Origin of the sequence: Streptomyces sp. V4I8, from assembly GCF_041261225.1 — a bacterium.
Classification (GTDB): Bacteria; Actinomycetota; Actinomycetes; order Streptomycetales; family Streptomycetaceae; genus Streptomyces.
Map to the genome: position 1 here is coordinate 6,428,488 of NZ_JBGCCN010000001.1, position 24,347 is coordinate 6,452,834.

Below are 24,347 nucleotides of genomic sequence, written 5' to 3' on the forward strand. Positions count from 1 at the left end.
GATTACTGACCGCGGCAGATCGGAAGGGCAGCAGGCGTGACCGTCGACGACACGGGCTCCGGCACGGGCGCGGACGGCCGGGTGGACCCCCATGCCGCCGACCCCGGCGAGGATCCGCTCGCCCTGCGCCTCGAAGGCCTCATCCTCGGCGCCGAGCGGCGCTACACACCGTTTCAGGCGGCCCGCAGCGCCGGCGTCTCCATGGAGCTGGCGTCCAGGTTCTGGCGGGCCATGGGCTTCGCCGACATCGGGCAGGCCAAGGCGCTGACCGAGGCCGACGTACTGGCGCTCCGGCGCCTCGCCGGTCTCGTCGAGGCGGGGCTGCTCAGCGAGGCCATGGCCGTGCAGGTGGCCAGGTCCACCGGGCAGACCACCGCCCGGCTCGCCGAGTGGCAGATCGACTCCTTCCTGGAGGGGCTGACCGAGCCGCCGGAGCCGGGGATGACCCGGACCGAGGTGACGTACCCGATCATCGAGCTGCTCCTGCCCGAGCTGGAGGAGTTCCTCGTCTACGTCTGGCGCCGCCAGCTCGCCGCCTCGGCCGGCCGGGTCATCCAGGCCGCCGACGACGAGGAGATGGTCGACCGGCGCCTGGCCGTCGGCTTCGCGGACCTGGTCGGCTTCACCCGGCTGACCCGCCGGATGGAGGAGGAGGAACTCGGCGAACTCGTCGAGGCCTTCGAGACCACGGCGGCCGACCTGGTGGCCGCGCGCGGCGGGCGACTGGTCAAGACGCTCGGTGACGAGGTCCTGTACGCGGCCGACGACGCGGGGGTCGCCGCGGAGATCGCCCTGCGGCTCATCGAGACGATGGCCAACGACGAGACGATGCCCGAGCTGCGCGTCGGCATCGCCTTCGGCACGGTGACCACTCGAATGGGCGATGTCTTCGGTACGACCGTGAATCTTGCCTCCCGGCTCACCTCGATAGCTCCGCGTGACGCCGTTCTCGTCGACAGCGCGTTCGCGGAGGAACTCATCCGAACGGGTGAGGCGCCGGCGTCCGAGGCGGAGGCGGCGGAGGCCGCTGCCGCTGCGGAGAAGGAGGGGGAGGAGCCGCCGGTGTACCGGTTCGCGTTGCAGCCGATGTGGCAGCGGCCGGTGCGGGGGCTTGGTGTGGTGGAGCCTTGGCTGTTGACGCGGAGGGCGTCCGGCGGGGGCGAGTGAGCGCCGGCTGGTCGCGCCCACGCGGCGGAGACGCATACGGCGTTTCTAGTCGCCGTCGGTCAAGCGGTCTACGCACAGGCCGATGACCGGGACGCAGACTGAGTCCTCGTCGGGGTGATCCGGCTGTGGCTCCGGGGGATTTGGCGTGGGTCGGCCGGGGGGCGGGGTCGCCGGTTGGGGTGTCTGGCTGGTCTGCGTCGGCGGGCGGGGTGCGGACGGGTGTGCCGGGGTGTCTGCCGGCGGCGTGCCGGGGGCTGGTGGCGCTGTGGTGTTCGGTGTCGGTACGACGATCGTGGTCGTTGTCGGTGTCGCGTTCAGGCCGCCCATGACGGTGGTGGCGGACGGGCTCGCCTTCGGGGCGGGGGTCGGGACGGTGGCGGCGGCGTTCGCCGAGCGGTCCGTGGCGGTGGTCGTGTCCGTGCCGGAGTCCGTGGCGGGCTCCGTCTCCGTTGCGCCCAGGCCGGCCACTTCGGCGTCGGGGGTCAGGCGTACGAGGCTCAGTGCGCCGGCCGCCAGGGCCAGGCCGCCCGCCGCCAGGAGGACCTTGCGGGGGCGGGGGCGCCGGTGGCGGCCGCGGGGGCCGAAGAGGCGGCTGGTGGTCTGTCCGTCCTCACCGACCGGTCCGGTCTCCGCCCCGGTTCTCGCCGCTGTTTCCCTTGTCCCGCTCATCACGACCCCTCCCAGCCCGCTCGCGCCCCCGACGCGCCGTGGCTCGCGCACGTTATGCGCTGTCGTCGGCGGTTGGGCGGGAGTTGGGCGGGATGTCACTCGAACGGGGTGTCGGGACCGGCCTTTCCCCGGCGGGGTCCGGCTGAGATGATCGGGACGAGTGTTGTTAACCCGCGTTAACCGGAGGGTGCCATGAGTGAGGAGCGGTACGGGGAGTTCGTGCTGGTGCGGCGACACGGTGACGGGGGAGCCGGGCATGTCGCGGAGCTCGTCCTCGACCGGCCCAAGGCCATGAACGCCGTGTCGACGGAGATGGCCCGTTCGATCGCGGGGGCGTGTGCGGCGCTCGGTGCGGACCGTGACGTACGGGTGGTGGTGCTGACCTCGACCCACGAGCGGGCGTTCTGTGTCGGGGCGGATCTGAAGGAGCGGAATTCGTTCAGCGACGCGGATCTGGTGCGGCAGCGTCCCGTGGCGCGCGGGGCCTACACGGGTGTGCTGGAGCTGCCGGTGCCGACGATCGCGGCGGTGCACGGCTTCGCGCTGGGGGGCGGCTTCGAGCTGGCGTTGTCGTGCGACGTGATCGTGGCCGACCGCACGGCCGTGGTGGGGCTGCCCGAGGTGTCGGTCGGGGTGATCCCGGGCGGTGGAGGCACGCAGTTGCTGCCGCGGCGGGTGGGGGCGGCTCGGGCTGCGGAGCTGATCTTCACGGCGCGGCGGGTCGAGGCCGTCGAGGCCCGGGAGCTGGGGCTGGTCGATGAGCTGGTGGAGGAGGGGCGGGACCGGGAGGAGGCGCTGGCCATGGGGGCCCGGATCGCCGCGAACTCGCCTGTGGGGCTGCGGAACGCCAAGCGGGCGCTGCGCTTGGGACACGGGATGGATCTGCGGGCCGGGCTGGAGGTCGAGGACGCGGCTTGGCGGGCGACGGCGTTCTCGGGGGACCGGGCGGAGGGGGTGGCCGCGTTCAACGAGAAGCGGAAGCCTGCGTGGCCGGGGGAGTGAGGGGCTGGGGTGAGGGGCCGAGGGCGAGGGGCCGAGGGTCAGGGGGCGAGTGGCGAGGCTGAGTAGCTGGGTGGCCGGGATGTCGGGGTGCAGGGGTGCAGGGGTGCAGGGGTGCCGGGGTGCCGGGGCCGAGAGTCGGGTGCCGGGACTTCGGTGCCGGGTGCCGGGTGCCGGGTGCCGAGGGCCGGGGTGAGAGGCCGAGGGTGATGGGGCGAGTGGGCGAGGCCGAGTAGCTGGGGTGCCGGGCCGAGAGTTGCGTGCCGGGTGCCGGGTGCCGGGTGCCGGGTGCCGGGTGCCGGGTGCCGGGTGCCGGGGGTGGGGATGGTGCGTCCCTGGGGGATGGTGCGTCCCCTGGGTCCTGGTGAGGCCGCTCCGGTTCGGCTGCGGCACCTGTTCGCCGCATCAATGTCCCGTTTCATCCCAAAGCTCCCTAGCCTGGAGTGATGGGTGAGGACAGACGGCTCGCGGCCGTGGTGGCGTTGGCGCAGGGGATGGCGTCGGCGCACACCCCGCGTGAGTCCTGGCGGGCGGCGGCGCTCGGGGCGTGTCGGGCGTTGGCCGGGAGTTTTGCCGCGCTGTCGGTGTGGGAGCGGGAGCTCGGGCGGTTGCGGGTGCTCGTGAACGTGGGGGACCGCGCCGAGGGGGAGGAGGAGTTTCCGGCGGACGAGGCCTACCCGGTGCATCAGTTCCCGGAGATCGCCGAGTTCCTGCACGAGCGGTGGGCCGCCGGGGGTGAGCCCAACGCCTGGGTGGAGACGGCCGACGGTCCCGCCACCGGGCATCCCGGGTACTGCCATCAGCGGGTCGCCGCCCTCCGGCGGCGCGGGCGGGGGTGCTGTGTCGTCGCGCCGCTCGTGATGAACGGGCGGGCGTGGGGGGAGCTCTACGTCGCCCGTCCGGCCGGTTCGCCCGTCTTCGACCGGGGGGACGCCGACTTCGCCACCGTGCTCGCCTCCGTCGTGGCCGCCGGGCTCGCGCAGAGCGAGCGGCTGGAGGAGGCCCGGCGGCTGGCGTTCACCGATGCGCTCACCGGGCTCGCGAACCGGCGTGCCGTCGATGTGCGGTTGGAGGAGGCCGTCGAGCGCCATCGCGACCAGGGGGTCGTGGTCAGTCTGGTCGTCTGCGACCTCAACGGGCTCAAGCGGGTCAACGACACCCAGGGGCATGCGGTGGGCGACCGGCTGCTGGAGCGGTTCGGGTCGGTGCTGTCGGTGTGCGGTGCCATGCTGCCGGGCGCGCTTGCCGCGCGGCTCGGTGGGGACGAGTTCTGTCTGCTCGCGGTCGGGCCGCCTGCCGATGACGTCGTGAAGGCCGCTGATGAACTGTGCCGTCGGGCGGGGGAGTTGGAGCTGGGGGAGGGGGTCGCGTGCGGGGTTGCCTCGACTGAGGATCCGATCGGGGTGGTGCGGTCTGCGCGGCGGTTGTTCCGGCTCGCTGATGCCGCGCAGTACCAGGCCAAGGCGGTGCGGGCCGGTCGGCCTGTGGTGGCGGGGCGGGAGGGGCCGGACGATCCGGTCGTGCGGCTCGCCGACGAGCCGTTCGGGGAGGAGACCGGGGAGCGGCGCCGGTTCCGGGGCCGTCTGCCGTGACGGCGGTCGCGCCGGTGCGGGCCCGGTGCGCTTCGGCCCGAAGGGCCTCGTCCTCAAACGCCGGACGGGCCGGCATGCCTGGGGTTGTAAGGGGTGTACCGCCCACCCACTAGTGACATCTTCGTCTTCACTGCGTACGCTCCTGAATATGGATATGCACACTGTGGTGGTGGGGACGTCCGGGGTCACCGCGTCCGACGTTCTCGCCGTGGCGCGCGGCGGCGCCCGGATCGAGCTCTCGGCGGAGGCCGTCGCGGCGCTCGGGGCGGCCCGGGAGATCGTGGAGGCGCTGGCGGCCAAGCCCGACCCCGTCTACGGCGTCTCCACCGGCTTCGGCGCCCTGGCGACCCGGCACATCAGCCAGGAGCTGCGGGCCCAGCTGCAGCGCAACATCGTGCGCTCGCACGCGGCGGGGATGGGGCCGCGGGTGGAGCGGGAGGTCGTACGGGCCCTGATGTTCCTGCGGCTCAAGACCGTCTGCTCGGGGCACACGGGCGTACGGCCTGCGGTCGCGCAGACCATGGCCGACATCCTCAACGCCGGGATCACGCCCGTCGTCCACGAGTACGGCTCCCTCGGCTGCTCCGGCGACCTCGCCCCTCTTTCGCACTGTGCCCTCACGCTCATGGGGGAGGGCGACGCGGAGGGCCCGGACGGGACCGTGCGGCCCGCCGGTGAGCTGCTCGCCGCGCACGGCATCGCGCCGGTCGAGCTGCGTGAGAAGGAGGGGCTCGCCCTCCTCAACGGCACCGACGGCATGCTCGGCATGCTGATCATGGCCCTCGCCGACCTCGACATGCTGTACAAGTCCGCCGACGTCACCGCCGCGCTGAGCCTCGAAGGGCTCCTCGGGACCGACAAGGTGCTGGCACCCGAGCTGCATGCCATCCGGCCGCACCCGGGGCAGGGCGCCTCCGCCGCCAACATGCTGGCCGTGCTGAAGGGTTCGGGACTGACCGGGCATCACCAGGACGACGCGCCCCGCGTCCAGGACGCGTACTCGGTGCGGTGTGCTCCGCAGGTCGCCGGTGCCGGGCGGGACACCATGGCGCACGCACGGCTCGTCGCCGAGCGGGAGCTGGCGTCGGCGGTCGACAACCCCGTCGTGCTGCCGGACGGGCGGGTCGAGTCCAACGGCAACTTCCACGGGGCGCCCGTCGCCTACGTGCTCGACTTCCTCGCCATCGCCGTCGCCGACCTGGCCTCCATCGCCGAGCGGCGTACCGACCGGCTGCTCGACAAGAACCGCAGCCACGGGCTGCCGCCCTTCCTGGCCGACGACGCCGGAGTGGACTCGGGGCTGATGATCGCCCAGTACACGCAGGCCGCCCTGGTGAGCGAGTTGAAGCGGCTGGCCGTGCCCGCCTCCGCCGACTCGATCCCGTCCTCGGCCATGCAGGAGGACCACGTCTCCATGGGCTGGTCCGCCGCCCGCAAGCTGCGTACGGCCGTGGACAACCTCACGCGTGTGCTGGCGGTCGAGCTCTACGCCGCCACCCGTGCCATCGAGTTGCGGGAGGGGCTCACGCCGGCGCCGGCCTCGCGGGCGGTCATCGATGCCGTACGGGCCGCCGGGGTCCAGGGCGCCGGTCCGGACCGGTTCCTGGCACCCGACCTCGCCGCGGCCGACGCGTTCGTGCGCGCGGGGGAGTTGGTCGCCGCGGCGGAGAAGGTCACCGGGCCGCTTCAGTGACACGACAGGGGCCCTGTCCACGGTATGAGGCATACGGTGGACAGGGCCCCGGGGGTGGTTACTTCAGCTTGGCGCCCTGGGCCTCGATCACGGCGGCCGGGACCGAGTAGGCCTTGCCGGTCATCAACGCGCCGAGGTTCATCGTGTAGTACGTCGCGACGGTGTTTCCGTGGCGGACGACCTCGGCGTGCACCTGGCCGGTCTCGCCGTCCTCCAAGTCCGAGGTCACGGCGAACGCCACCGAGTCGTCACCGGAGCCCGAGCCCTTTTCGGCGGCGACCTTGGTGAACTCGCCCTCTTCGGCCTTGTCCCCCGCGGAGAAGCCGCCGGCGCAGTTCTCGACCGCGTCGGAGACGGACTTGATCGCCTGCTCGGCTCCGTCGCCGTCGTAGGACGAGAGGCCCACGACGGTGACGTTGACGCTCATCGAGGCGTTGAGCGCGTCCTCGACCTGTCCTTCGGACAGCTCGTCCAGGGACTTGGAGGCGGCGTCCGTGGGCTTCTTCTCCTCCGTGGCCGTCGTCCTCGTCTCAACGGCCGCGTCGCCCGGTGCGAGGCCGCTCATGACGTAGGTGAGGGGCTTGCACTTCTCGTCCCCACGGATGACGCTCTTGGCGGCGGGGAGCTTCTTGGCGTCGACCGCCGAGACCTTGTGTCCCTCGACATCGCCCTGAACGATGATCGACTTCTTCAACTCCGCGGCGCTGAGCGCCTTCGCGTCGGAACCGCCGGAGTCACCCCCGCAGCCCGTGACAAGGGCGAGCGACAGCGCGCTCACGGCAACCGTGGCGGCTACACGCACGCCCGATGATCTCTTCATGGGCGGACTATGAAGCCCAGGTGAAGCGAGCGTCAAGTTAATTCAAAATCCGAGACGTTCGCGACGCACCGAATACGCGACGAAGCCCGCGCCCAGCGCGAGGGAGGCGGTCCCGCCCACGATGTACGGCGTGGTGTCGAAGCTTCCGGTGTCGGCGAGCCGGGTGCCGTCCCCGGTGGTGTCGTCCGCGCTCTCGGACGCGGCCCGCGCCTGCTGGGTGACCTGGGCCGAGGGGGTCGCCGAAGGCGCTGTTCTCGCCGGTTCCCCGCCCGTCGCGTTCGCGGAGGGCACGAACCACAGGGCGCCCAGCAGGGCTCCCGCGGCGGTGGCGGTCAGCAGCGATCGGCGTGCGGTGGACGACGATCGGTGAGCGGCGGACACGGAATATCGATCCCCTTGTGGCGCTGGCGAATTGGCCGTGTGGGGCGATGTTAGTGAAAGTCGCGGGTCACGGGAAAGTCACGGGAGAAAACCGCCGTACGCTCCGGGCATGAGTACACGAGAAACATCACGTTTTGTACGGCTTCGCGTGGAGCTCGTCCTCGAAGTGGACGACCAGGACGCCGTCACCAAGGCCGCGCTGCGCCGGATCGCCGCCGACGCCACCATGCCGGCCGACGAGCGGACCCACGCCGAGGCCGCTGTGACGGAAGACACTGCGGAGGCCCTCGCGTATCTGGTTGATCCGTTCGACCTGGTCAGCGAGGTACCGGGGGTCGAACTCGCCCAGGCCTCCTGGTCCAGCGAGCACATCGAGTACGACCCGGATTCGCCCGAGTGGGACCTCGACGAGGATGATGGCGAGGAGGACTTCGACGGCGAAGAGGCCGAACGGGCCGGCTGAGGCGTCTTGGGGAAATCGTGACCCCGGGCGGCAACCGCTGCCCGGGGTTTCGTCGTCTCATGGGGCGCACTGACCGCACCCGCACCACCCGCCTCGGCGGACGTGGTGTGCCCCACACATGCAAGCGATGTGGAACGGGACGAACCGGTCGTAGCGTTGAAGATCCTTGACGGGGACTCTCGGGGTTTTGGGGATTCGGGAACAGATGGAGAAGCGTGTGATGACGAACAGTAAGCGGCGCAAGGGCCTGACGGTCGCGTCCGCGCTGCTCGGCGGTGTCCTGGTGCTCTCGGCCTGCTCCGGCGGCGACGACAACGCCTCCGGCAGCGACGGCGGCGACACCTCGCAGTCCAAGGTCGACGAGGCGGCGGCGAAGAAGACCTCCGCGGCGCAGATCAAGATCACGCCCGAGGACGGCACCGACAACGCCTCCATCAACAACTCCGCCGCCGTCACCGTGAGCAAGGGCACGCTCACCGAGGTGACGATGACGACCGCCGAGGGCGCCGCGGTCGAGGGCGAGATATCCGCGGACAGGACCAGCTGGAAGCCCAGCGCCCAGCTGGAGCGCTCGACGACCTACAAGGTCGCCGTGACCGCGAAGGACTCCAAGGGCCTGGAGGCCCACGAGAACGCCTCCTTCACCACGGTCTCCCCGAACAACAGCTTCCTCGGCTACTTCACGCCGGAGGACGGCTCCACCGTCGGCGTCGGTATGCCCGTGTCGATCAACTTCGACAAGTCGATCACCAACAAGGCGGCCGTCCAGAAGGGCATCACCGTCTCCAGCACCAGCGGCCAGGAAGTGGTCTGCCACTGGTTCAACGACACCCGCATGGACTGCCGGCCCGACGAGTACTGGAAGGGCGGCTCGACCGTCACCCTCAAGATGGCCCTGGACGGCGTCGAGGGCGCCGAGGGTGTCTACGGCGTCCAGGAGAAGACGGTCACCTTCAAGATCGGCCGCAACCAGATCTCGTACGTCGACGCGAAGACCAAGCAGATGAAGGTCACGCAGGACGGCAAGACCATCAAGACGATCCCGATCTCCGCGGGTTCGCCGGACAACAAGACCTACGAAGGCATCATGGTCATGTCCGAGAAGTTCAAGGAGACGCGCATGAACGGCGCGACCGTCGGCTTCACGGACGACGACGGCAAGGGCGAGTACGACATCAAGGACGTGCCGCACGCCATCCGCCTGTCCACCTCCGGCACCTTCGTGCACGGCAACTACTGGGGCGCCAAGTCCATCTTCGGCAGCGTGAACACCAGCCACGGCTGCGTGGGCCTGTCCGACACCAAGGGCGCCAACGACAAGGGCACCGCGGGCTACTGGTTCTACAACAACTCCATCGTCGGTGACGTCGTGGTCGTCCAGAACACCGGAGACAAGACCATCGCCCCGGACAACGGCCTCAACGGCTGGAACATGGACTGGGCGCAGTGGAAGGCCGGTTCGGCGGTCTGACCGACCCGCCGGGCACAGTCGCCCCACAGCTCCCTCATACAGAGCCGATGCCGCCCTCAGGGGCGGCATCGGTGTTTCCGAGGCCGGTCTCAGCCTTCTCATCCTCCTCTTATTCCGGCCTTATCCCTTCATCACGCGCCGTCCCTAGCTTGCGGCGCATGTTCTTCACCTACCTGAGGCGCGAGCTGCGCCGCCGCAGAAAGGCGGCCCTCGTCGTCGCCTCCGGACTCGCGCTGGGTATCGCGCTGGTCATCGTGGTCACCTCCGTGTCCTCCGGCATGAGCAAGGCCCAGGACAAGGTCCTGCAGTCCCTGTACGGCCTGGGCACGGACATGACCGTCACCAAGGCCGCCGAGCCGGCCGCGAACAGCTCCGAGCGGCCGCGCTTCCAGTTCGACGCGCGGGACGACGGCTCCGACGAGGAGCAGTCCACCGACCGCGTCATGGTCCAGGGCTTCCAGACGCTCGCGAGCTCGACCGTCACCAAGGTCGGCTCGCAGGACGGTGTTTCGGACGCCGTCGGCGGACTGAGCCTTCAGGTCGTCAAGGTCAGCGGGCAGTTCACGCGGGGTCAGTTCCAGCAGGACCAGAGCACCGGTGGCCAGCAGGGCGGCGGCCCCGGCCAGGGCGGTGGCGGCACGGGACAGCAGCCGCAGGGCGAAGTACGCGGCGGGGGCGCCGACTTCGACGTCAACAACTACTCCGTCTACGGCGCCGACGTCACCAAGCCGGCGCTCGGCCCGCTGACCTCGTCGAAGATCACCAGCGGCCGTACGTTCAAGACGACGGAGACCAACGCCAAGATGGTCGTGGCCGACACCTCCTACGCCAAGGAGAAGAAGCTCAAGGTCGGCTCGACGGTCACCATCAAGGGCACCAAGTTCAAGGTGATCGGCATCGCCACGCCCGACAGCGGGGACGCGGCGGCCAACCTCTACATCCCGCTGAAGCAGGCGCAGACGCTCGCCGACGCCAAGGACAAGGTCACCACGATCTACGTCAAGGCGACCGACTCCCAGCGGATCGACTCCGTCAAGTCGACGATCCAGAAGAACATCTCCGGTACGACGGTGACGACCTCGGCGGACCTCGCGGACACGGTGTCCGGCTCCCTGTCCACGGCGTCCTCGCTGGCGACGAGCGTGGGCAAGTGGCTGTCCATCGCGGTGCTGGTGGCGGCGTTCCTGGTCGCCGGTCTGCTCACCTCCTCGGCCGTCTCGCGCCGGGTGCGGGAGTTCGGCACGCTGAAGGCGCTGGGGTGGAAGTCGGGGCGGGTGACCCGGCAGGTGGTCGGCGAGGCGATCGTCAACGGGCTGCTCGGCGGTGCGCTGGGTATCGCGATCGGGCTCGCCGGGGCGTACGTCGTGACCGCGATCAGCCCGACGCTGCAGGCTCAGTTGGGCGGCGGGGGCGGCACGGGCGGCGGCCCGGGGGGTGGCGGCTTCGGGGGCGGCCCTGGTCGGCAGACGGCGTCCACGACGCTGGACGTCGCCCTGACCGCGCCGGTCAGCCTCACGACGGTTGCCCTCGCGGTCGGCCTCGCGGTGACGGGCGGGCTCATAGCAGGCGCCTTCGGCGGCTGGCGCGCCTCCCGACTCCGCCCGGCCGACGCACTGCGGCGCGTCGAGTAGGGCGGGGGGACTTCGGCTGCGGGTGGTGGGGGGCTGGTCGCGCAGTTCCCCGCGCCCCTGGGGGTTGCAGCCCCGCCGACCACACAGCCAGCCAGGCAAGCGCACCGCCCCGCAGCTATAGCCGACGGACCCGCAACCCCCTCGGGGGCGCGGGGAACTGCGCGCTCAGCCGCCATGCACCCGCAGCCGAAGTGAATTGCGACGCCCCGCAGCTACGACCGGCGGGCCTGCAACCCCCTTAGGGGCGCGGGGAGCTGCGCGCTCAGCCGCCATGCACCCGCAGCCGAAGTGAATTGCGACGCCCCGCAGCTACGACCGGCGGGCCTGCAACCCCCTTAGGGGCGCGGGGAGCTGCGCGCTCAGCCCCCATGTACCCGCAGCCGAAGTGAATTGCGACGCCCCGCAGCTACGACCGACGGGCCTGCAACCCCATAGGGGCGCGGGGAACTGCGCGACCAGCCCCCACGCACCCGCAGCCGAAACCGATGCGAACTACCCCCGAACCTCACCCTGCCCGACTCCACCCCACCCGGGAGCACCCACCATGTACGACCTCAGAAACGTCACCAAGCGCTACACCCGAGGCAAGGACACAGTCCACGCCCTCGACGGAGTCGACCTCACCATCGCCGACGGGGACCGCCTCGTCATCCAGGGCCCCACCGGCGGCGGCAAGTCCACCCTCCTCCAGATGCTCGGCGGCCTCGACCGGCCCACCGCAGGTGAAGTCGTCCTGGACGGCACCGACTTGGCCAAGCTCTCCGAAGCCCGCCTGACAAAGGTCCGCAGCGAGAACATCGGCTTCGTCTTCCAGTCCTTCAACCTCATCCCCACCCTCACCGCCCAGGAGAACGTCGAGACCGCCCTCGTCCCCCTCGGCGTCAAGGCGAAGGAGCGGCGCGAGCGGGCCGCCCAAGCGCTGAACTCCGTCGGGCTGGGGGAGCGGCTCGGACATCTGCCGTCCGAGATGTCCGGCGGACAGCAGCAGCGCGTCGCCATCGCCCGCGCACTCGTCAAGCAACCCAAGGTGCTGCTCGCCGACGAACCCACCGGAAACCTCGACGAATCGATGCGCGACGAAATCATGGACGTACTCGAACGCATGTGGAAGGAACTCGGGTTGACTTTCATCATGGTCACCCACGACTCGGCGATCGCGAAAAAGGCCCCGCGGGTGGCGACCATCCGCAAGGGGCGCATCAGTGTCAAGGAGAACGCGGGGGCGTAACCCGACGACTGCGTAACGGAGTTCGCGCCGTCTCGTAACAGTCCGCCAGCGCGCTTCTTACCTTCTTCTCATGTATTGAGGTGCCTGATCACCCCTCGGCATACTGCCTATTCCGGGGGGTGACGCGCATGCGTACGTGACCTCCCCCGGCCGGGCGAACGGGAATTCGCCCGGACCTTCTGCAAGGGGGAAACTTGCGCAGACAAGTCAAAAGAGTATGCGCGGCCTCTGTCGCCACGGCGGCCGCCGTCGCCCTCGCCGCGGGAATGACCAGCCCGGCGTCGGCCGAACCCGAGCAGCGCCCGTCGGGCGCCGCTGATTCGCTCACGTCCCCCCACCGCATCACCCTGATCACGGGTGACCGGGTGTCCGTCGACTCCAAGGGCCGTGTGGTCGGCCTGGAGCGGGCGAAGGGACGCGAGCACATACCCGTGAAGATCCGGAAGACGGGCGGGCACACGCTCGTGATCCCGGCCGACGCGGCGCGGCTGGTCGCCGGCGGCAAGCTCGACCAGCGGCTGTTCGACATCACCGAGCTCAACAAGTCGGCGACCCGCACCTCCCAGGCCAAGGGCCTGAAGGTCATCGTCGGCTACCGGGGCGGAGCCGCCGGCGCCAAGGCCGACGTCCGTGACGCGGGCAAGCTCCGCCGGACCCTGAAGTCCCTGAACGCGGACGCGGTGCAGACCCCGCACCAGGACACGCCCGAACTGTGGGACGCGCTCACCAACGGCGACCGGACGGCCTCAGGCATCGCGCACGTCTGGCTCGACGGCGTCCGCAAGGCCAGCCTCGACAAGTCCGTGGCGCAGATCGGCGCCCCCAAGGCGTGGTCGGCCGGCTACGACGGCAAGGGCGTCAAGATCGCCGTCCTGGACACCGGCGTCGACGCCACCCACCCGGACCTCAAGGACCAGGTGATCGCGGCCAAGAACTTCACCCCCGCCGCCACCACGGACGACAAGGTCGGCCACGGCACGCACGTCGCGTCCATCGCGGCCGGCACCGGCGCCAAGTCCGGCGGCAAGTACAAGGGTGTGGCGCCCGGCGCCGACATCCTCGCCGGCAAGGTCCTCGACGACACCGGCTCCGGTGACGACTCCGGCATCCTCGCCGGCATGGAGTGGGCCGCCGAGCAGGGCGCCCAGATCGTCAACATGAGTCTGGGCGCCGGCGACACCCCGGAGATCGACCCGCTGGAGGCGGCGGTCAACAAGCTGTCCGCCGAGAAGGGGATCCTGTTCGCGATCGCGGCGGGCAACTCCGGGCCGGAGTCGGTCGGTTCGCCCGGCAGCGCGGACGCCGCGCTCACGGTCGGTGCCGTCGACGACAAGGACGTCCTCGCGCCCTTCTCCAGCACCGGCCCGCGGCTCGGCGACGGCGCGATCAAGCCCGACGTGACCGCGCCGGGCGTGGCCATCACGGCCGCGTCCGCCAAGGGCAGCCTCATCGAGCAGGAGGTCGGCGAGAACCCGCCCGGCTACCTGACCATCGACGGTACGTCGATGGCGACCCCGCATGTCGCGGGCGCGGCGGCGATCCTCAAGCAGCAGCACCCGGACTGGACGTACCTCGAACTTAAGGGCGCCCTGACCGGTTCCACCAAGGGCGGCAAGTACACGCCGTTCCAGCAGGGTTCCGGCCGGATCCAGGTCGACAAGGCCATCAAGCAGACCGTGATCGCCGACCCGGCGTCGGTGAGCTTCGGCACGCAGCAGTGGCCGCACACCGACGACAAGCCGGTCGGCAAGGAGCTGACGTACCGCAACCTCGGTACGAAGGACGTCACGCTCACGCTGGCCGCGACGGCCACCAACCCCAACGGCCAGGCGGCTCCCGCGGGCTTCTTCAAGCTCGGCGCGACGAAGGTGACGGTCCCGGCGGGCGGCAAGGCCTCCGTCGACTTCACCGTCGACACCAGGCTGGGCGGCACGGTCGACGGCACCTACTCCGCGTATGTGACGGCGACGGGCGACGGGCAGAGCGTCCGCACGGCCGCCGCGGTACAGCGCGAGATCGAGTCATACGACGTCACCGTCCAGCACATCGGCAAGGACGGCAAGCCGGCTCCGGAGTACATCACGGACCTGTTCGGCTACTCCGGTCTGGCGAAGGACCGGGGCTACCAGGTGCCGCTCGCCGAGTCCGGCAGCACGAAGATGCGGCTGCCCAAGGGCACGTATCTGCTGGACGCCTGGATCGCCAAGGACTGGGTGAACCTGGAGGGCGGCCTGGACTGGCTGGTCCAGCCGAAGCTGAGCGTCACCAAGAACACCTCGGTGACGGTCGACGCCCGTAGGACCAGGTCGGCCGACATCACGGTGCCGGACGCCCAGGCCAAGCAGGTGCTCGCCAGCACGAACTACTACTACGACGCGGCGGGCGTCGGCGTCGGCGTCGGTCTCGACTCCTACGCCAACCTGCGGCTGGCGCATCTGGGCCCGGAGATCGCGAGCGGTCTCACCCAGACCTGGAACGGACAGTGGACCAAGGGCGCCGGCACCGAGTACGACGTCGCCACCACCGCCAAGGTCAAGAAGATCCAGGGCGACAAGGTCCGCCACTTCAAGGCGGGCGAGCTGGCCAAGGTGAAGAACAACCTGGGTGCCGCGGCTCCGGGCAAGACCGGGGTGCTGATGCCGGTGGGGGTCTTCCCCACGGACGTCGTGTTCACCACGCCGGTCGAGCAGAAGCTGCCGGGCTCGCGGACGGTGTACCTGTCGACGTCGGAGAAGGTCCAGTGGACGTTCGACTTCGAGCAGCGTGCCGGCCAGGACGCGGACGGCTTCCCGATCGTCGACGCGTTCTACACGCTGGGCACTCCGCAGACCTTCAAGGCGGGCCAGAGCTACGCGAAGACCTTCAACACGGCGGTCTTCGGCCCGCACCTCAACAAGGACCTGGGCCTGTTCCGCGAGGGCAACCAGATCTACGGCTCACTGCCGCTGGTCGCCGACGCCAACAAGCACGCGGGCACGTCCGAGTTCACCGCGGTGACCACCAACCTGTACCGCAACGGCACCAAGATCGGCACCAACAGCGACCCGCTGTTCGGTGAGCCCTTCGACGTCCCGGCCGGGGACGCCGAGTACAAGCTGACGACCTCGGTCAAGCGGAGCGTCAAGGTCGCGGCGGCCTCCACCCGGATCGACGCGAGCTGGACCTTCCGCTCCAAGAAGCCGTCCACCGACCAGGTCATGCTCCCGGCCTCCGCGGTCCGCTTCAACGCCAAGACGGGCCTGGACAGCCGGGTCGAGGCCGACAGGAAGGTGACGTTCCCGGTCACCGTCGTGGGCGCGGCCGCGGGCAGCAACCTGAAGTCGCTGCACGTGTACGTGTCGTACGACTACGGCCAGACCTGGAAGAAGCTCGAGGTCAGGAACGGCAAGATCACCGTGAAGAACCCGGCGAAGGGGAAGGCCGTCTCCTTCCACGCCAAGATCGCCGACAAGAAGGGCAACAAGTCGACGATCTCGATCTACAACGCGTACTACGGGAAGTAGGCCGTACGACGGGAAGCAGCCCGTACGACGTGAAGTAGCCCGTACGACGTGAAGTAGCCCGTACGACGTGAAATAGGCCGTGAGCGAACCGCCCGCCGGAAGTGCAGCTTCCGGCGGGCGTTCGTGTTTCCGTGAGGCCATGACGGCTCACACGGTGGAATACATCCGGTACCACATCCCCGAGCAGCAGTCGGCGGAGTTCCTGGCCGCCTACACCCGCGCCGCGGCCCAGCTGGCCGCGTCCCCGCACTGCGTCGACTACGAACTGGCCCGCTGCGAGGAGGACTTCGAGCACTACGTCCTGCGGATCACCTGGACATCGACGCGGGACCACATGGAGGGCTTCCGCGAGTCGGAGCTGTTCCCCGACTTCCTCGCCGAGATCCGCCCGTACATCCCCTACATCCAGGAGATGCGCCACTACAAGCCGACGGTGGTCCGTGGCGCGGGCGCGTCGGTGCCCACCCTGTACGCCTGGGCGGGCGGTGCGGAGGCCTTCGCCCGCCTGACGTCGGTCTTCTACGACAAGGTTCTCAAGGACGACCTGCTGGCCCCGCTCTTCGCGGGTCTGGACCCGGCCCACGCGGAGCACGTGGCCCTCTGGCTCGGCGAGGTCTTCGGCGGCCCGCCCGCCTACTCGGAGACCCAGGGCGGTCACGGCCACATGGTCGCCAAGCACATGGGCCGCGGCATCACCGAGCCCCAGCGCCGCCGCTGGATCAACCTCGTCCAGGACGCCGCGGACGAGGCGGGCCTGCCGACGGACGCGGAGTTCCGCTCGGCGTTCCTGGCGTACGTGGAGTGGGGGACGCGGCTGGCGGTGTACTTCTCGGGACCGGACGCGGTACCGCCTGCGGAGCAGCCGGTGCCGCGGTGGAACTGGGGTGCCGCACCGCCGTACCGGGGATGACGGGCCGGCGTCAGCCGCCGCTGCCGTACGGCCTTGTCAGGATCTCCAGGTTGTGGCCGTTCGGGTCCTCGAAGTACGTGCCGCGGCCGCCGTCGTTGTGGTTGATCTCGCCGGCGCGGCGGTGGTGCGGGTCGGCCCAGTACGTCAGGCCGGCCTCCCGGATCCGGCCGAAGATCGTGTCGAAGTCGTCCTCCGACACCAGGAACGCGTAATGCTGCGGCGTGATGGTGTCGGGCGCGTCCATGTAGTCCAGGGTCACACCGTTGGGGATCTCGACCGGCATGAACGGGCCGTACTGCGGGCTCACCTCCAGGCCCAGGATGTCGGCGAGAAACCGGGCCGACGCCTTCTTGTTGTGCGCGGCGACGATGGTGTGGTTGAGCTGGACGGTCATCGGGGCTGCCTCCTCGTGTGCACGGTTCGGTCGGGCTCCTGACCTCACGCTAGGCAGGGGCCGCCGCGCGGCACATCGGTCCTGAGGAGGGGGTGGCCCTACTCCTCCGGTACTGGGCCTCCCGGAGCCGACCGCTCCGGATTCGATCGACCGGGTTAAGGTAAGGCTCACCTTAGTGGTCGTCTCGTAGTCGCGGATCGTCGTGCGTGCAGTCGTGGGCGGCATGCAGCCGAGCAGGTTCGTGCTGACCGGCGTCGGTATCGGTGTCGCGCTGTCGGCCGTGGTGCAGCTCTATCTCACCGACACCGAACCGGAGGCCGCCGAGCAGGTCAAGCTGTGGCTGACCGGGAGCCTCAACGGGCGCGGGTGGGAGCAGGCGGAGCCGCTGGTCGTCGTACTGGTCCGCCCTGCCCGCCCTGCTGTGGGCGAGCCGGGCGCTGCGGCCGCTCGGGCTCGATCCCGAGACCGCGGCCGGACTCGGCGTACGGGTGGACCGGGTGCGGCTCGGGCTCACCGTTCTCGGCGAGGTCCTCGCCGCCGTGGCGACCGGGGCCGCGGGGCCGATCGGGTTCGTGGCACTGACCGCGCCGCAGCTGGCCCGGCGACTCACCCGCACGCCCCAACTCCCGATCCTCAACGCGGCGTTGACGGGCGCGGTCGTCCTGGTCGCCGCCGATCTCGCGGCCCGTAACCTCCTGCCCCCGCTGGAGATCCCGGTCGGCGCGCTCACCGCGCTGGTCGGCGGGCCGTATCTGCTCTGGCTCCTGGGGCGCCGTACGGCGACGCGCTGAGGGCCCCGGAGCAGTGCGGCTCCGGGGCCCTCGGTCTGCGGTGACGCGGCCGGCCGCTCAGGCCGTCGGCGTCGGGCGTCGCCACGTCAGGTCGTCGCTGTGTCAGATCGTCGCCGTGTCGATCACGAACCGGTACCGCACATCGCTGTTCTGCACCCGCTCGTACGCCTCGTTGATCTGGTCCGCGCCGATCAGCTCGATCTCGGCGCCGAGGCCGTGCTCGGCGCAGAAGTCCAGCATCTCCTGGGTCTCGGCGATGCCGCCGATCATCGAGCCGGCGAGGGTCTTGTTGCCGCCGATGAGCGAGAACAGGTTCAGGGCGACGGGCTCCTCCGGGGCGCCCACGTTCACCAGGGCGCCGCCCGTCCTGAGCAGGCTGAGGTAGGCGCCGAAGTCCAGCGGCGCCGACACCGTGGAGAGGATCAGGTCGAAGGAGCCGGCCAGCTCCTCGAACGTCTTCGGGTCACTGGTCGCGTAGTAGTGGTCGGCGCCCAGCTTCAGGCCGTCGTCCTTCTTGCGCAGCGACTGCGACAGGACCGTGACCTCGGCGCCGAGCGCGTGCGCGATCTTGACGCCCATGTGGCCGAGCCCGCCCAGGCCGATCACGGCGACCTTCTTGCCCGGGCCCGCGCCCCAGTGCTTGAGCGGCGAGTAGGTGGTGATGCCCGCGCACAGCAGCGGTGCGGCGACGTCCAGGGACAGGCCCTCGGGGATGCGGACGACGAAGTTCTCGTCGACGACGACCTTCTGCGAGTAGCCGCCGTAGGTGGGCTCGCCGTCCTTGCCGACGGCGTTGTATGTGCCGACCGAGCCGCCGGTGCAGTGCTGCTCCAGGCCGGCCTTGCAGTTGTCGCACTCACGGCAGGAGTCGACCAGGCAGCCGACGCCCACGCGGTCGCCGACCTGGTACTTCGTGACGCCCGGGCCGACCTCGGAGATGATGCCCGCGATCTCGTGGCCGGGAACCATCGGGAAGATCGCCTCGCCCCAGCCCTCCTGGGCCTGGTGGATGTCGGAGTGGCAGATGCCCGCGAACTTGATGTCGATCAGCACGTCGTGCCCGGCTGCCTTCTGCCTTCGTGCTTTCTGGTCCGGGCACGGTCACCAGCCTGCTGGAACGCGCCGGAGCTACCCAGACCTCGGTTGTACGTACGTCCGCCGGTCCTACCACTGGCGGGGTCAGGCTCGTGTGCGTACGACCGGGAATACTTGAGGCATGGACGAAAAGCCCGAATCCGTTACGGGACCCGCCACCGGGACCGGTGCCGGCGCCGGCACTGGCACTGGCACCGGTCCCGGTGGCGGTCTGGACCCGCGTGCCGAGCTCAGCGAGTTTCTGCGCACCCGCCGCGCCCGGCTGCAGCCGGAGGACGTCGGGCTGCCGCACTTCGGGCGGCGCCGGGTGCCGGGGCTGCGGCGCGAGGAGCTGGCGCAGCTGGCCGGCGTGTCCGTGGCGTACTACACGCGCCTGGAGCAGGGCAACGGGCGGAACGTCTCGGCTGAGGTCCTCGACGCGATCGCGCGGGCGCTGCGGCTGAGCGACGCCGAGCACGCCCACCTCGCGCACCTCGCCAAGCCGAAACAGCACAAGAAGAAGCCGGCGGCGCGGGCGGAGCACGTGCGGCCGGCGCTGGCGCAGCTCCTGGACTCGATCGACCACGTGCCCGCGTACATCTCGGGCCGGCGCTCGGACATCCTCGCCTGGAACCGGATGGCGGCGGCGCTCTTCGGTGACTGGTCGGAGCTGCCGGTAAAGGAGCGGAACTGGGCCCGGATGGTGTTCCTGAGGCCCGAGTACCGCGAGCTGTTCGTGGAGTGGGACCAGAAGGCGTCCGACATGGTCAGCTATCTGCGCATGGACGCGGGCTGCCATTCCGACGACCCGCTCCTGTCGGCCCTCGTCGGCGAACTCTCCCTCAAGAGCGAGGAGTTCCGCCGGCTCTGGGCCACGCACGACGTCAAGGAGAAGAGCTACGGCGTCAAACACCTCCGGCATCCGCTGGTGGGCGAGCTGACCTTGAACTTCGAGTCGTTCCGCCTGTCCGACGGCACCGAACAGGTCCTGCTCACGTACCACGCGGAGCCGGGGTCGCCGTCGGCGGATGCCTTGCGGCTGCTGGCCAGCTGGGGGGCGGACGCGACGAAGGCGGCGACTTCTACGGGGCCGGGGACCGCGGCGCCGTAGGGCGTGAGGTCCAGGGGTGTGCGGGTCTGTGGGTCTGCGGGTCTGTTGGCGTTGCGGGTATGCCCGGTGTGACGGTGTGCGGGTCAGCCTCTGCGGCCCTCGACCGCCACGGCGACGTCGTCCAGATCCTTCGCGACGGCTCGGCTCACCGCCCGTGCGCCCACGCCGCCCAGAATCCTGGCGAGCAGGCCGGTGACGCCGCCGGAGGCCACGCCCGTGAACGTCATCCGGACCGTCGTCGCCGACGGGCCGTCCGCCCGCAGCTGCCATTCCGAGACGTAGTGGGTGCCGTGCGACTCGGCCTCCACCACATAGCGCTCGGGCGGTTCGCTGGCGGTCACCCACATCTCCTCGGTGGCCTCCTTGCCGAACATGCGCCGCGTCTCCCGCCACCGCGTACCGACGCCGAAGGCTCCAGCCGTGAGGACCTCGACGCGCGTGACACCGCTGAGTACGTGCGGCATGTCCTCCAGGTCGGTCAAGGCCTCCCACAGCGGCCCTTGGCCCGCGGCGATACGCCGCTCGACGACGACGCTTCTGCTGGTCATGCCCCCATGAAAGCAGCAGGGTCCGACAGCCGCCCGACGACCGAGCGCCTGCCCCCCCGGCCACCAGGTGAGACGACTGCGTCGGCCGGTGCTCCGCCCCTCTGTCGCCGGCCCGTCGGACGGGCCCGGAATCGCTCGGAACCCTGGCGCGTTGAGGAGGGTGGGCATGGGACGCCGGTGGGTGTGCGGGCAGAGCAGCCCGAGTGACCGAGCAGAGAGACATGGGAGGGCCGTGATGGCTGCGCAGACGCAGAGGGCCGTGCTGGCGGGCGGATGCTTCTGGGGGATGGAAGAGCTGATCCGCAGGCTTCCGGGCGTGACGGCCACCCGGGTGGGATACACCGGGGGTGACGTGCCGAACGCGACGTACCGTGACCACGGCACGCACGCGGAGGCCATCGAGATCCTTTTCGACCCCGCGAAGACCGACTTCCGCGCGCTCCTGGAGTTCTTCTTCCAGATCCACGACCCGAGCACCAGGAACCGTCAGGGCAACGACATCGGCCTCAGCTACCGCTCGGCGATCTACTACGTGGACGACGAGCAGAAGCGGATCGCCGAGGACACGATCGCGGATGTGGACGCCTCCGGCCTGTGGCCGGGCAAGGTCGTCACCGAGGTGGAGCCGGTGGGACCCTTCTGGGAGGCCGAGCCCGAGCACCAGGACTACCTGCAGCGCTACCCGGACGGCTACACCTGCCACTTCCCTCGCCCGGGATGGCGGCTGCCCGCCCGCGCCGAGGGCTGACCGCGAGGCGGCCCGGCGGACGCCGGAGGCTGACCGGCAGAGACTCCGCAGCCGGGCCGTGCTTGCTCAGCGGGACCTGCGGTGCCCCGCTGTGCGGGAAGGGAGCGCGCAGCGGGACTCAGTCGGGACAGGTCACCTGGCTTGACGCTCTGCCGGGGCCGTGCCCGTCTTCTCAGGCGGCGACGCCAGGTATGAGCGCCACCAGTCCTGAGAGGAAGCTGCCCACTGCTGCGAGTGTGACGAGGGTGGCCTTGCCGTCTGAGAACAGCCCGGAGCAGAACTCACGTACGCGCCGTCGGCGGCTTCCTTCCTCGTGGGCGGTACACCCGTCAACGTACGGCCCGATCCTCGGATACCGTCCCGCGCCGCCGACAGCGCGCGTGTGGCTCAGTGCGGCAACGTCGCCGGGCTGCCGCCGTTGGCCTCGTAGCCCGCGACCGCCAGCGCTCGGTAGACCGCGAACTCCGCCGCCGGGTCCGGGGAGAGCGTCCAGGGGAGGGCGCCGACGTGGCCGTCGACGTGTATCAGCTGGTTCATGGCCTCCGCCCAGCGCTCGCCGCGGACCAGGAAGAAGACGAGCAGGTGGCGTACGTGCGCGAGCATCGGGTCGTCGTGGCGGGCCGCGTGCACCGCGAACAGCGCGCCGTGGATCGCCTTCGTCACGACCTCGCTCTGGTAGAAGCCGCTGACCAGGTTCACCTCGGGCAGGTGCTCGAAGACCGCGAAGAGCGGCATGGCGGCGAGGAGGGAACCCTGGGGGGCGCGGGCCGCCGCCGCCTCCGCGAAGTCGTACGCCAGCCGGCGCGAGCCGTGCCACTTCTCGCACCAGTAGTGCAGGGCCGCCAGGTGCGCGCCCATGTGGGCCGGGGCCCGGTCCAGGATCTTCAGCCAGAGCTGCTCGAACTCCGGGCGGGGGTAGGCCAGTCCGCGGGCCACTGACAGCTCGATGATGTACGGGATCGGGTCACCGGGGGCCAGCAGCGCCGCGTCGCCGCACGCCGACCTCGCCTCCTCCATGATGATCCGGAACTCGTCCGTGCCCGGTGTCGCCGTCCGCCACGCCTGCTGCACCAGGAACTCCGCGTGTACGGCCGCTCCGCCCGCGTCCTTGGGCTGCTCGGTCCGCCACACCCGCAGCCACTGCCCGCCCGGCGACTCACTGACGCCGCCAGGGCGCTGCTGCAGCTCCAGCGACGCGGCACCGGCGAAGGCCTGCACGCGCTGCCAGCGCAGCTCGCCCTCCGCCTCGGTGCCGGCGAGCAGCTGGGACGCCGCCTTGTAGTCCTGCGTGCGCTGCACCAGGTCCAGGACGTCCAGCAGGTCCTGGTCGGGGCCGGGCATGCGTACGTCCAGCTCTTCCTGCGGTACGAAGCCGTAGTTCGCCGGGTCCGCGGCGTCGGGGTGGCCCGGCGGGACCTGCTCGATCATGCCCCGCCTGCGCCGCATGAGCGGCACCAGCACGAAGCCGATCATGAGCAGCGCGATCAGGACCCAGAGAATCTCCATGCCTCCAGCGTTCCAGACGCCGCTGACAATTGGCCAACGGGTGCCTGCGGCGGTTGGGTGGGGGGTGCCTGCGGCGGCCCGTCTCGGTGGGGGGCGGGGGGTGCCTGCGGCGGCCTGTCTCGGCGGTTGGGCGGGGGTGCCTGCGGCGGCCTGTTTCGGTGGGTGGGGGGTGGTCGCGCCCACGCGGCGGTAGCCGCACATTCGACACAGCCCCGCGCCCCTGAGGTGCCTGCGGCGGCCTGTTGCTGTCCGGTGGGGGTTCGCGTGGCGCGTGCGGGTTCGTTGTGGGTCGGGGCCGCGTCGGGGGGTGTCCGTCCTCGGTCCGGTGGCTGGCGTACTGCCGGGAGGTGCCGTTTCTTGACACCGGACTCTGCGGGCGGACACCCCCCGACGCGTCCCCTTGCCGCCGTACGCGGCTGCCGCGCCGTGGGGATGGCCCCCCTGTGCGACTCCGGGCGCATCCGTGTCGTTCGCGGGCTACGCTCGGTGCCCATGAGTGACAGGCACATCAGTCAGCACTTCGAGACCCTGGCGATCCACGCGGGCAACACCGCCGATCCGCTGACCGGCGCGGTCGTCCCGCCGATCTACCAGGTCTCGACCTACAAGCAGGACGGCGTGGGCGGGCTGCGCGGTGGCTATGAGTACAGCCGTAGCGCCAACCCGACCAGGACCGCCCTCGAAGAGAACCTCGCCGCCCTGGAGGGCGGTCGCCGCGGCCTCGCGTTCGCGTCCGGACTGGCGGCCGAGGACTGCCTGTTGCGTACGCTGCTCAGCCCCGGCGACCACGTGGTCATCCCCAATGACGCGTACGGCGGCACGTTCCGGCTGTTCGCGAAGGTCGTCGCCCGGTGGGGGGTGGAGTGGTCGGTCGTGGACACCAGCGACGCCGGTGCCGTGCGGGCCGCCATCACCCCGAAGACCAAGGTCGTCTGGGTGGAGACCCCGTCCAACCCGCTGCTCGGCATCACCGACATCGCCGCCGTCGCCCAGATCGCCCGGGACGCCGGCGCGAAGCTCGTCGTGGACAACACGTTCGCCACGCCGTATCTGCAGCAGCCGCTGTCGCTGGGTGCGGACGTCGTGGTGCACTCGCTGACCAAGTACATGGGCGGCCACTCGGACGTCGTGGGTGGTGCGCTGATCGTCGGTGACTCGGACCTGGGTGACGAACTGGCCTTCCACCAGAACGCCATGGGTGCCGTGGCCGGGCCCTTCGACTCCTGGCTGGTGCTGCGCGGCGCCAAGACGCTGCCGGTGCGTATGGACCGGCACAGCGAGAACGCCACGAAGATCGCCGACATGCTCACCCGGCACGCGCGTGTGACGCGTGTTCTGTACCCGGGACTGCCCGACCACCCCGGTCACGAGGTCGCCGCCAAGCAGATGAAGGCGTTCGGCGGCATGGTCTCCTTCCGGGTGGAGGGGGGCGAGGCGGCGGCCGTCGAGGTCTGCAACCGCGCCAAGGTGTTCACGCTCGGCGAGTCCCTGGGCGGCGTCGAGTCCCTCATCGAGCACCCGGGGCGTATGACCCACGCCTCCGTGGCGGGGTCGGCTCTGGAAGTTCCCGCCGACCTCGTGCGCCTCTCCGTGGGCATCGAGAATGTCGACGACCTCATCGAGGACCTCCAGCAGGCTCTCGGCTAGC

At 70.5% G+C, this 24,347-nt stretch carries 19 protein-coding genes and 2 pseudogenes; 14 read left to right on the forward strand and 7 right to left on the reverse strand.

Annotated elements, in window-relative coordinates; translation table 11 throughout:
• The first annotated feature begins 36 nt into the window (after positions 1 to 36).
• Positions 37 to 1,167, forward strand: coding sequence for an adenylate/guanylate cyclase domain-containing protein (locus ABIE67_RS29335; RefSeq protein ID WP_370263939.1), 1,131 nt, complete (start codon positions 37 to 39; stop codon positions 1,165 to 1,167).
• Between the two features lie 45 nt (positions 1,168 to 1,212).
• Here the strand turns inward: ABIE67_RS29335 and ABIE67_RS29340 are convergent, their stop codons facing one another.
• A complete protein-coding gene (locus ABIE67_RS29340; RefSeq protein WP_370263941.1) occupies positions 1,213 to 1,836 on the reverse strand; it encodes a hypothetical protein in 624 nt (207 codons plus the stop codon).
• Positions 1,837 to 2,028: 192 nt separating this feature from the next.
• Between ABIE67_RS29340 and ABIE67_RS29345 the strand changes: the two genes are divergently transcribed.
• The 3 genes from ABIE67_RS29345 (at position 2,029) to hutH (ending at position 6,120) form a co-directional block, all read left to right on the forward strand.
• A complete protein-coding gene (locus ABIE67_RS29345; RefSeq protein ID WP_370263943.1) occupies positions 2,029 to 2,838 on the forward strand; it encodes an enoyl-CoA hydratase/isomerase family protein in 810 nt (269 codons plus the stop codon).
• Between the two features lie 443 nt (positions 2,839 to 3,281).
• On the forward strand, positions 3,282 to 4,427 hold the full coding sequence (locus ABIE67_RS29350) for a diguanylate cyclase domain-containing protein (RefSeq protein ID WP_370263945.1): 1,146 nt from the start codon (positions 3,282 to 3,284) through the stop codon (positions 4,425 to 4,427).
• 154 nt (positions 4,428 to 4,581) lie between these two features.
• Entirely contained in the window at positions 4,582 to 6,120 is a 1,539-nt protein-coding gene (gene hutH / locus ABIE67_RS29355) for a histidine ammonia-lyase (RefSeq protein ID WP_370269062.1), read from the forward strand.
• Between the two features lie 58 nt (positions 6,121 to 6,178).
• Here hutH and ABIE67_RS29360 read toward each other — a convergent pair whose 3' ends face one another.
• Together ABIE67_RS29360 and ABIE67_RS29365 are read right to left on the reverse strand one after the other, a co-directional pair.
• Entirely contained in the window at positions 6,179 to 6,940 is a 762-nt protein-coding gene (locus tag ABIE67_RS29360) for a hypothetical protein (protein ID WP_370263950.1), read from the reverse strand.
• Between the two features lie 42 nt (positions 6,941 to 6,982).
• The gene (locus ABIE67_RS29365) at positions 6,983 to 7,321 is read right to left on the reverse strand and encodes a hypothetical protein (protein ID WP_370263954.1); all 339 of its coding nucleotides are present in this window, start codon (positions 7,319 to 7,321) and stop codon (positions 6,983 to 6,985) included.
• A gap of 109 nt (positions 7,322 to 7,430) precedes the next feature.
• On the opposite strand from ABIE67_RS29365, the gene ABIE67_RS29370 reads away from it, so the two are divergent.
• The 6 genes from ABIE67_RS29370 to ABIE67_RS29395 all read left to right on the forward strand — a co-directional run bounded on the left by ABIE67_RS29370 (position 7,431) and on the right by ABIE67_RS29395 (position 16,527).
• The gene (locus ABIE67_RS29370) at positions 7,431 to 7,784 is read left to right on the forward strand and encodes a hypothetical protein (protein WP_370263957.1); all 354 of its coding nucleotides are present in this window, start codon (positions 7,431 to 7,433) and stop codon (positions 7,782 to 7,784) included.
• 220 nt (positions 7,785 to 8,004) lie between these two features.
• Entirely contained in the window at positions 8,005 to 9,255 is a 1,251-nt protein-coding gene (locus ABIE67_RS29375; protein ID WP_370263959.1) for an Ig-like domain-containing protein, read from the forward strand.
• Positions 9,256 to 9,413: 158 nt separating this feature from the next.
• Positions 9,414 to 10,886, forward strand: a complete 1,473-nt coding sequence (locus ABIE67_RS29380) for an ABC transporter permease (protein WP_370263961.1) — start codon at positions 9,414 to 9,416, stop codon at positions 10,884 to 10,886.
• A gap of 544 nt (positions 10,887 to 11,430) precedes the next feature.
• On the forward strand, positions 11,431 to 12,114 hold the full coding sequence (locus ABIE67_RS29385; protein WP_370263963.1) for an ABC transporter ATP-binding protein: 684 nt from the start codon (positions 11,431 to 11,433) through the stop codon (positions 12,112 to 12,114).
• 266 nt (positions 12,115 to 12,380) lie between these two features.
• Complete coding sequence (locus ABIE67_RS29390; RefSeq protein ID WP_370269067.1) at positions 12,381 to 15,617, forward strand: S8 family serine peptidase; 3,237 nt, start codon at positions 12,381 to 12,383, stop codon at positions 15,615 to 15,617.
• A gap of 139 nt (positions 15,618 to 15,756) precedes the next feature.
• Complete coding sequence (locus tag ABIE67_RS29395; RefSeq protein WP_370263965.1) at positions 15,757 to 16,527, forward strand: group II truncated hemoglobin; 771 nt, start codon at positions 15,757 to 15,759, stop codon at positions 16,525 to 16,527.
• A gap of 10 nt (positions 16,528 to 16,537) precedes the next feature.
• Here the strand turns inward: ABIE67_RS29395 and ABIE67_RS29400 are convergent, their stop codons facing one another.
• Positions 16,538 to 16,921 (reverse strand): VOC family protein, encoded by a 384-nt coding sequence (locus ABIE67_RS29400; RefSeq protein ID WP_370263967.1) that lies wholly within the window; start codon positions 16,919 to 16,921, stop codon positions 16,538 to 16,540.
• Between the two features lie 220 nt (positions 16,922 to 17,141).
• Between ABIE67_RS29400 and ABIE67_RS29405 the strand changes: the two are divergent.
• Positions 17,142 to 17,712, forward strand: a pseudogene (locus tag ABIE67_RS29405) (FecCD family ABC transporter permease); the annotation flags it as partial.
• A gap of 102 nt (positions 17,713 to 17,814) precedes the next feature.
• On the opposite strand, the pseudogene ABIE67_RS29410 reads toward ABIE67_RS29405, so the two are convergent.
• Positions 17,815 to 18,774: pseudogene (locus ABIE67_RS29410) on the reverse strand (NAD(P)-dependent alcohol dehydrogenase); the annotation flags it as partial.
• Positions 18,775 to 18,928: 154 nt separating this feature from the next.
• Here ABIE67_RS29410 and ABIE67_RS29415 point away from each other — a divergent pair.
• Positions 18,929 to 19,897 (forward strand): helix-turn-helix domain-containing protein, encoded by a 969-nt coding sequence (locus ABIE67_RS29415; protein ID WP_370263969.1) that lies wholly within the window; start codon positions 18,929 to 18,931, stop codon positions 19,895 to 19,897.
• An 83-nt stretch (positions 19,898 to 19,980) separates the two neighbouring features.
• On the opposite strand, the gene ABIE67_RS29420 is transcribed toward ABIE67_RS29415, so the two are convergent.
• Positions 19,981 to 20,445 carry an SRPBCC family protein gene (locus ABIE67_RS29420; protein WP_370263971.1) on the reverse strand — a complete coding sequence of 155 codons (465 nt, stop codon included), beginning with the start codon at positions 20,443 to 20,445 and terminating at the stop codon, positions 19,981 to 19,983.
• A 235-nt stretch (positions 20,446 to 20,680) separates the two neighbouring features.
• Here ABIE67_RS29420 and msrA point away from each other — a divergent pair, with 235 nt between their 5' ends.
• On the forward strand, positions 20,681 to 21,193 hold the full coding sequence (gene msrA, locus ABIE67_RS29425) for a peptide-methionine (S)-S-oxide reductase MsrA (protein WP_370263975.1): 513 nt from the start codon (positions 20,681 to 20,683) through the stop codon (positions 21,191 to 21,193).
• A 387-nt stretch (positions 21,194 to 21,580) separates the two neighbouring features.
• On the opposite strand, the gene ABIE67_RS29430 is transcribed toward msrA, so the two are convergent.
• Positions 21,581 to 22,699 (reverse strand): hypothetical protein, encoded by a 1,119-nt coding sequence (locus ABIE67_RS29430; RefSeq protein ID WP_370263980.1) that lies wholly within the window; start codon positions 22,697 to 22,699, stop codon positions 21,581 to 21,583.
• Positions 22,700 to 23,191: 492 nt separating this feature from the next.
• Here ABIE67_RS29430 and ABIE67_RS29435 point away from each other — a divergent pair, with 492 nt between their 5' ends.
• A complete protein-coding gene (locus ABIE67_RS29435; protein WP_370263983.1) occupies positions 23,192 to 24,346 on the forward strand; it encodes a cystathionine gamma-synthase in 1,155 nt (384 codons plus the stop codon).
• Position 24,347 lies beyond the last annotated feature (1 nt).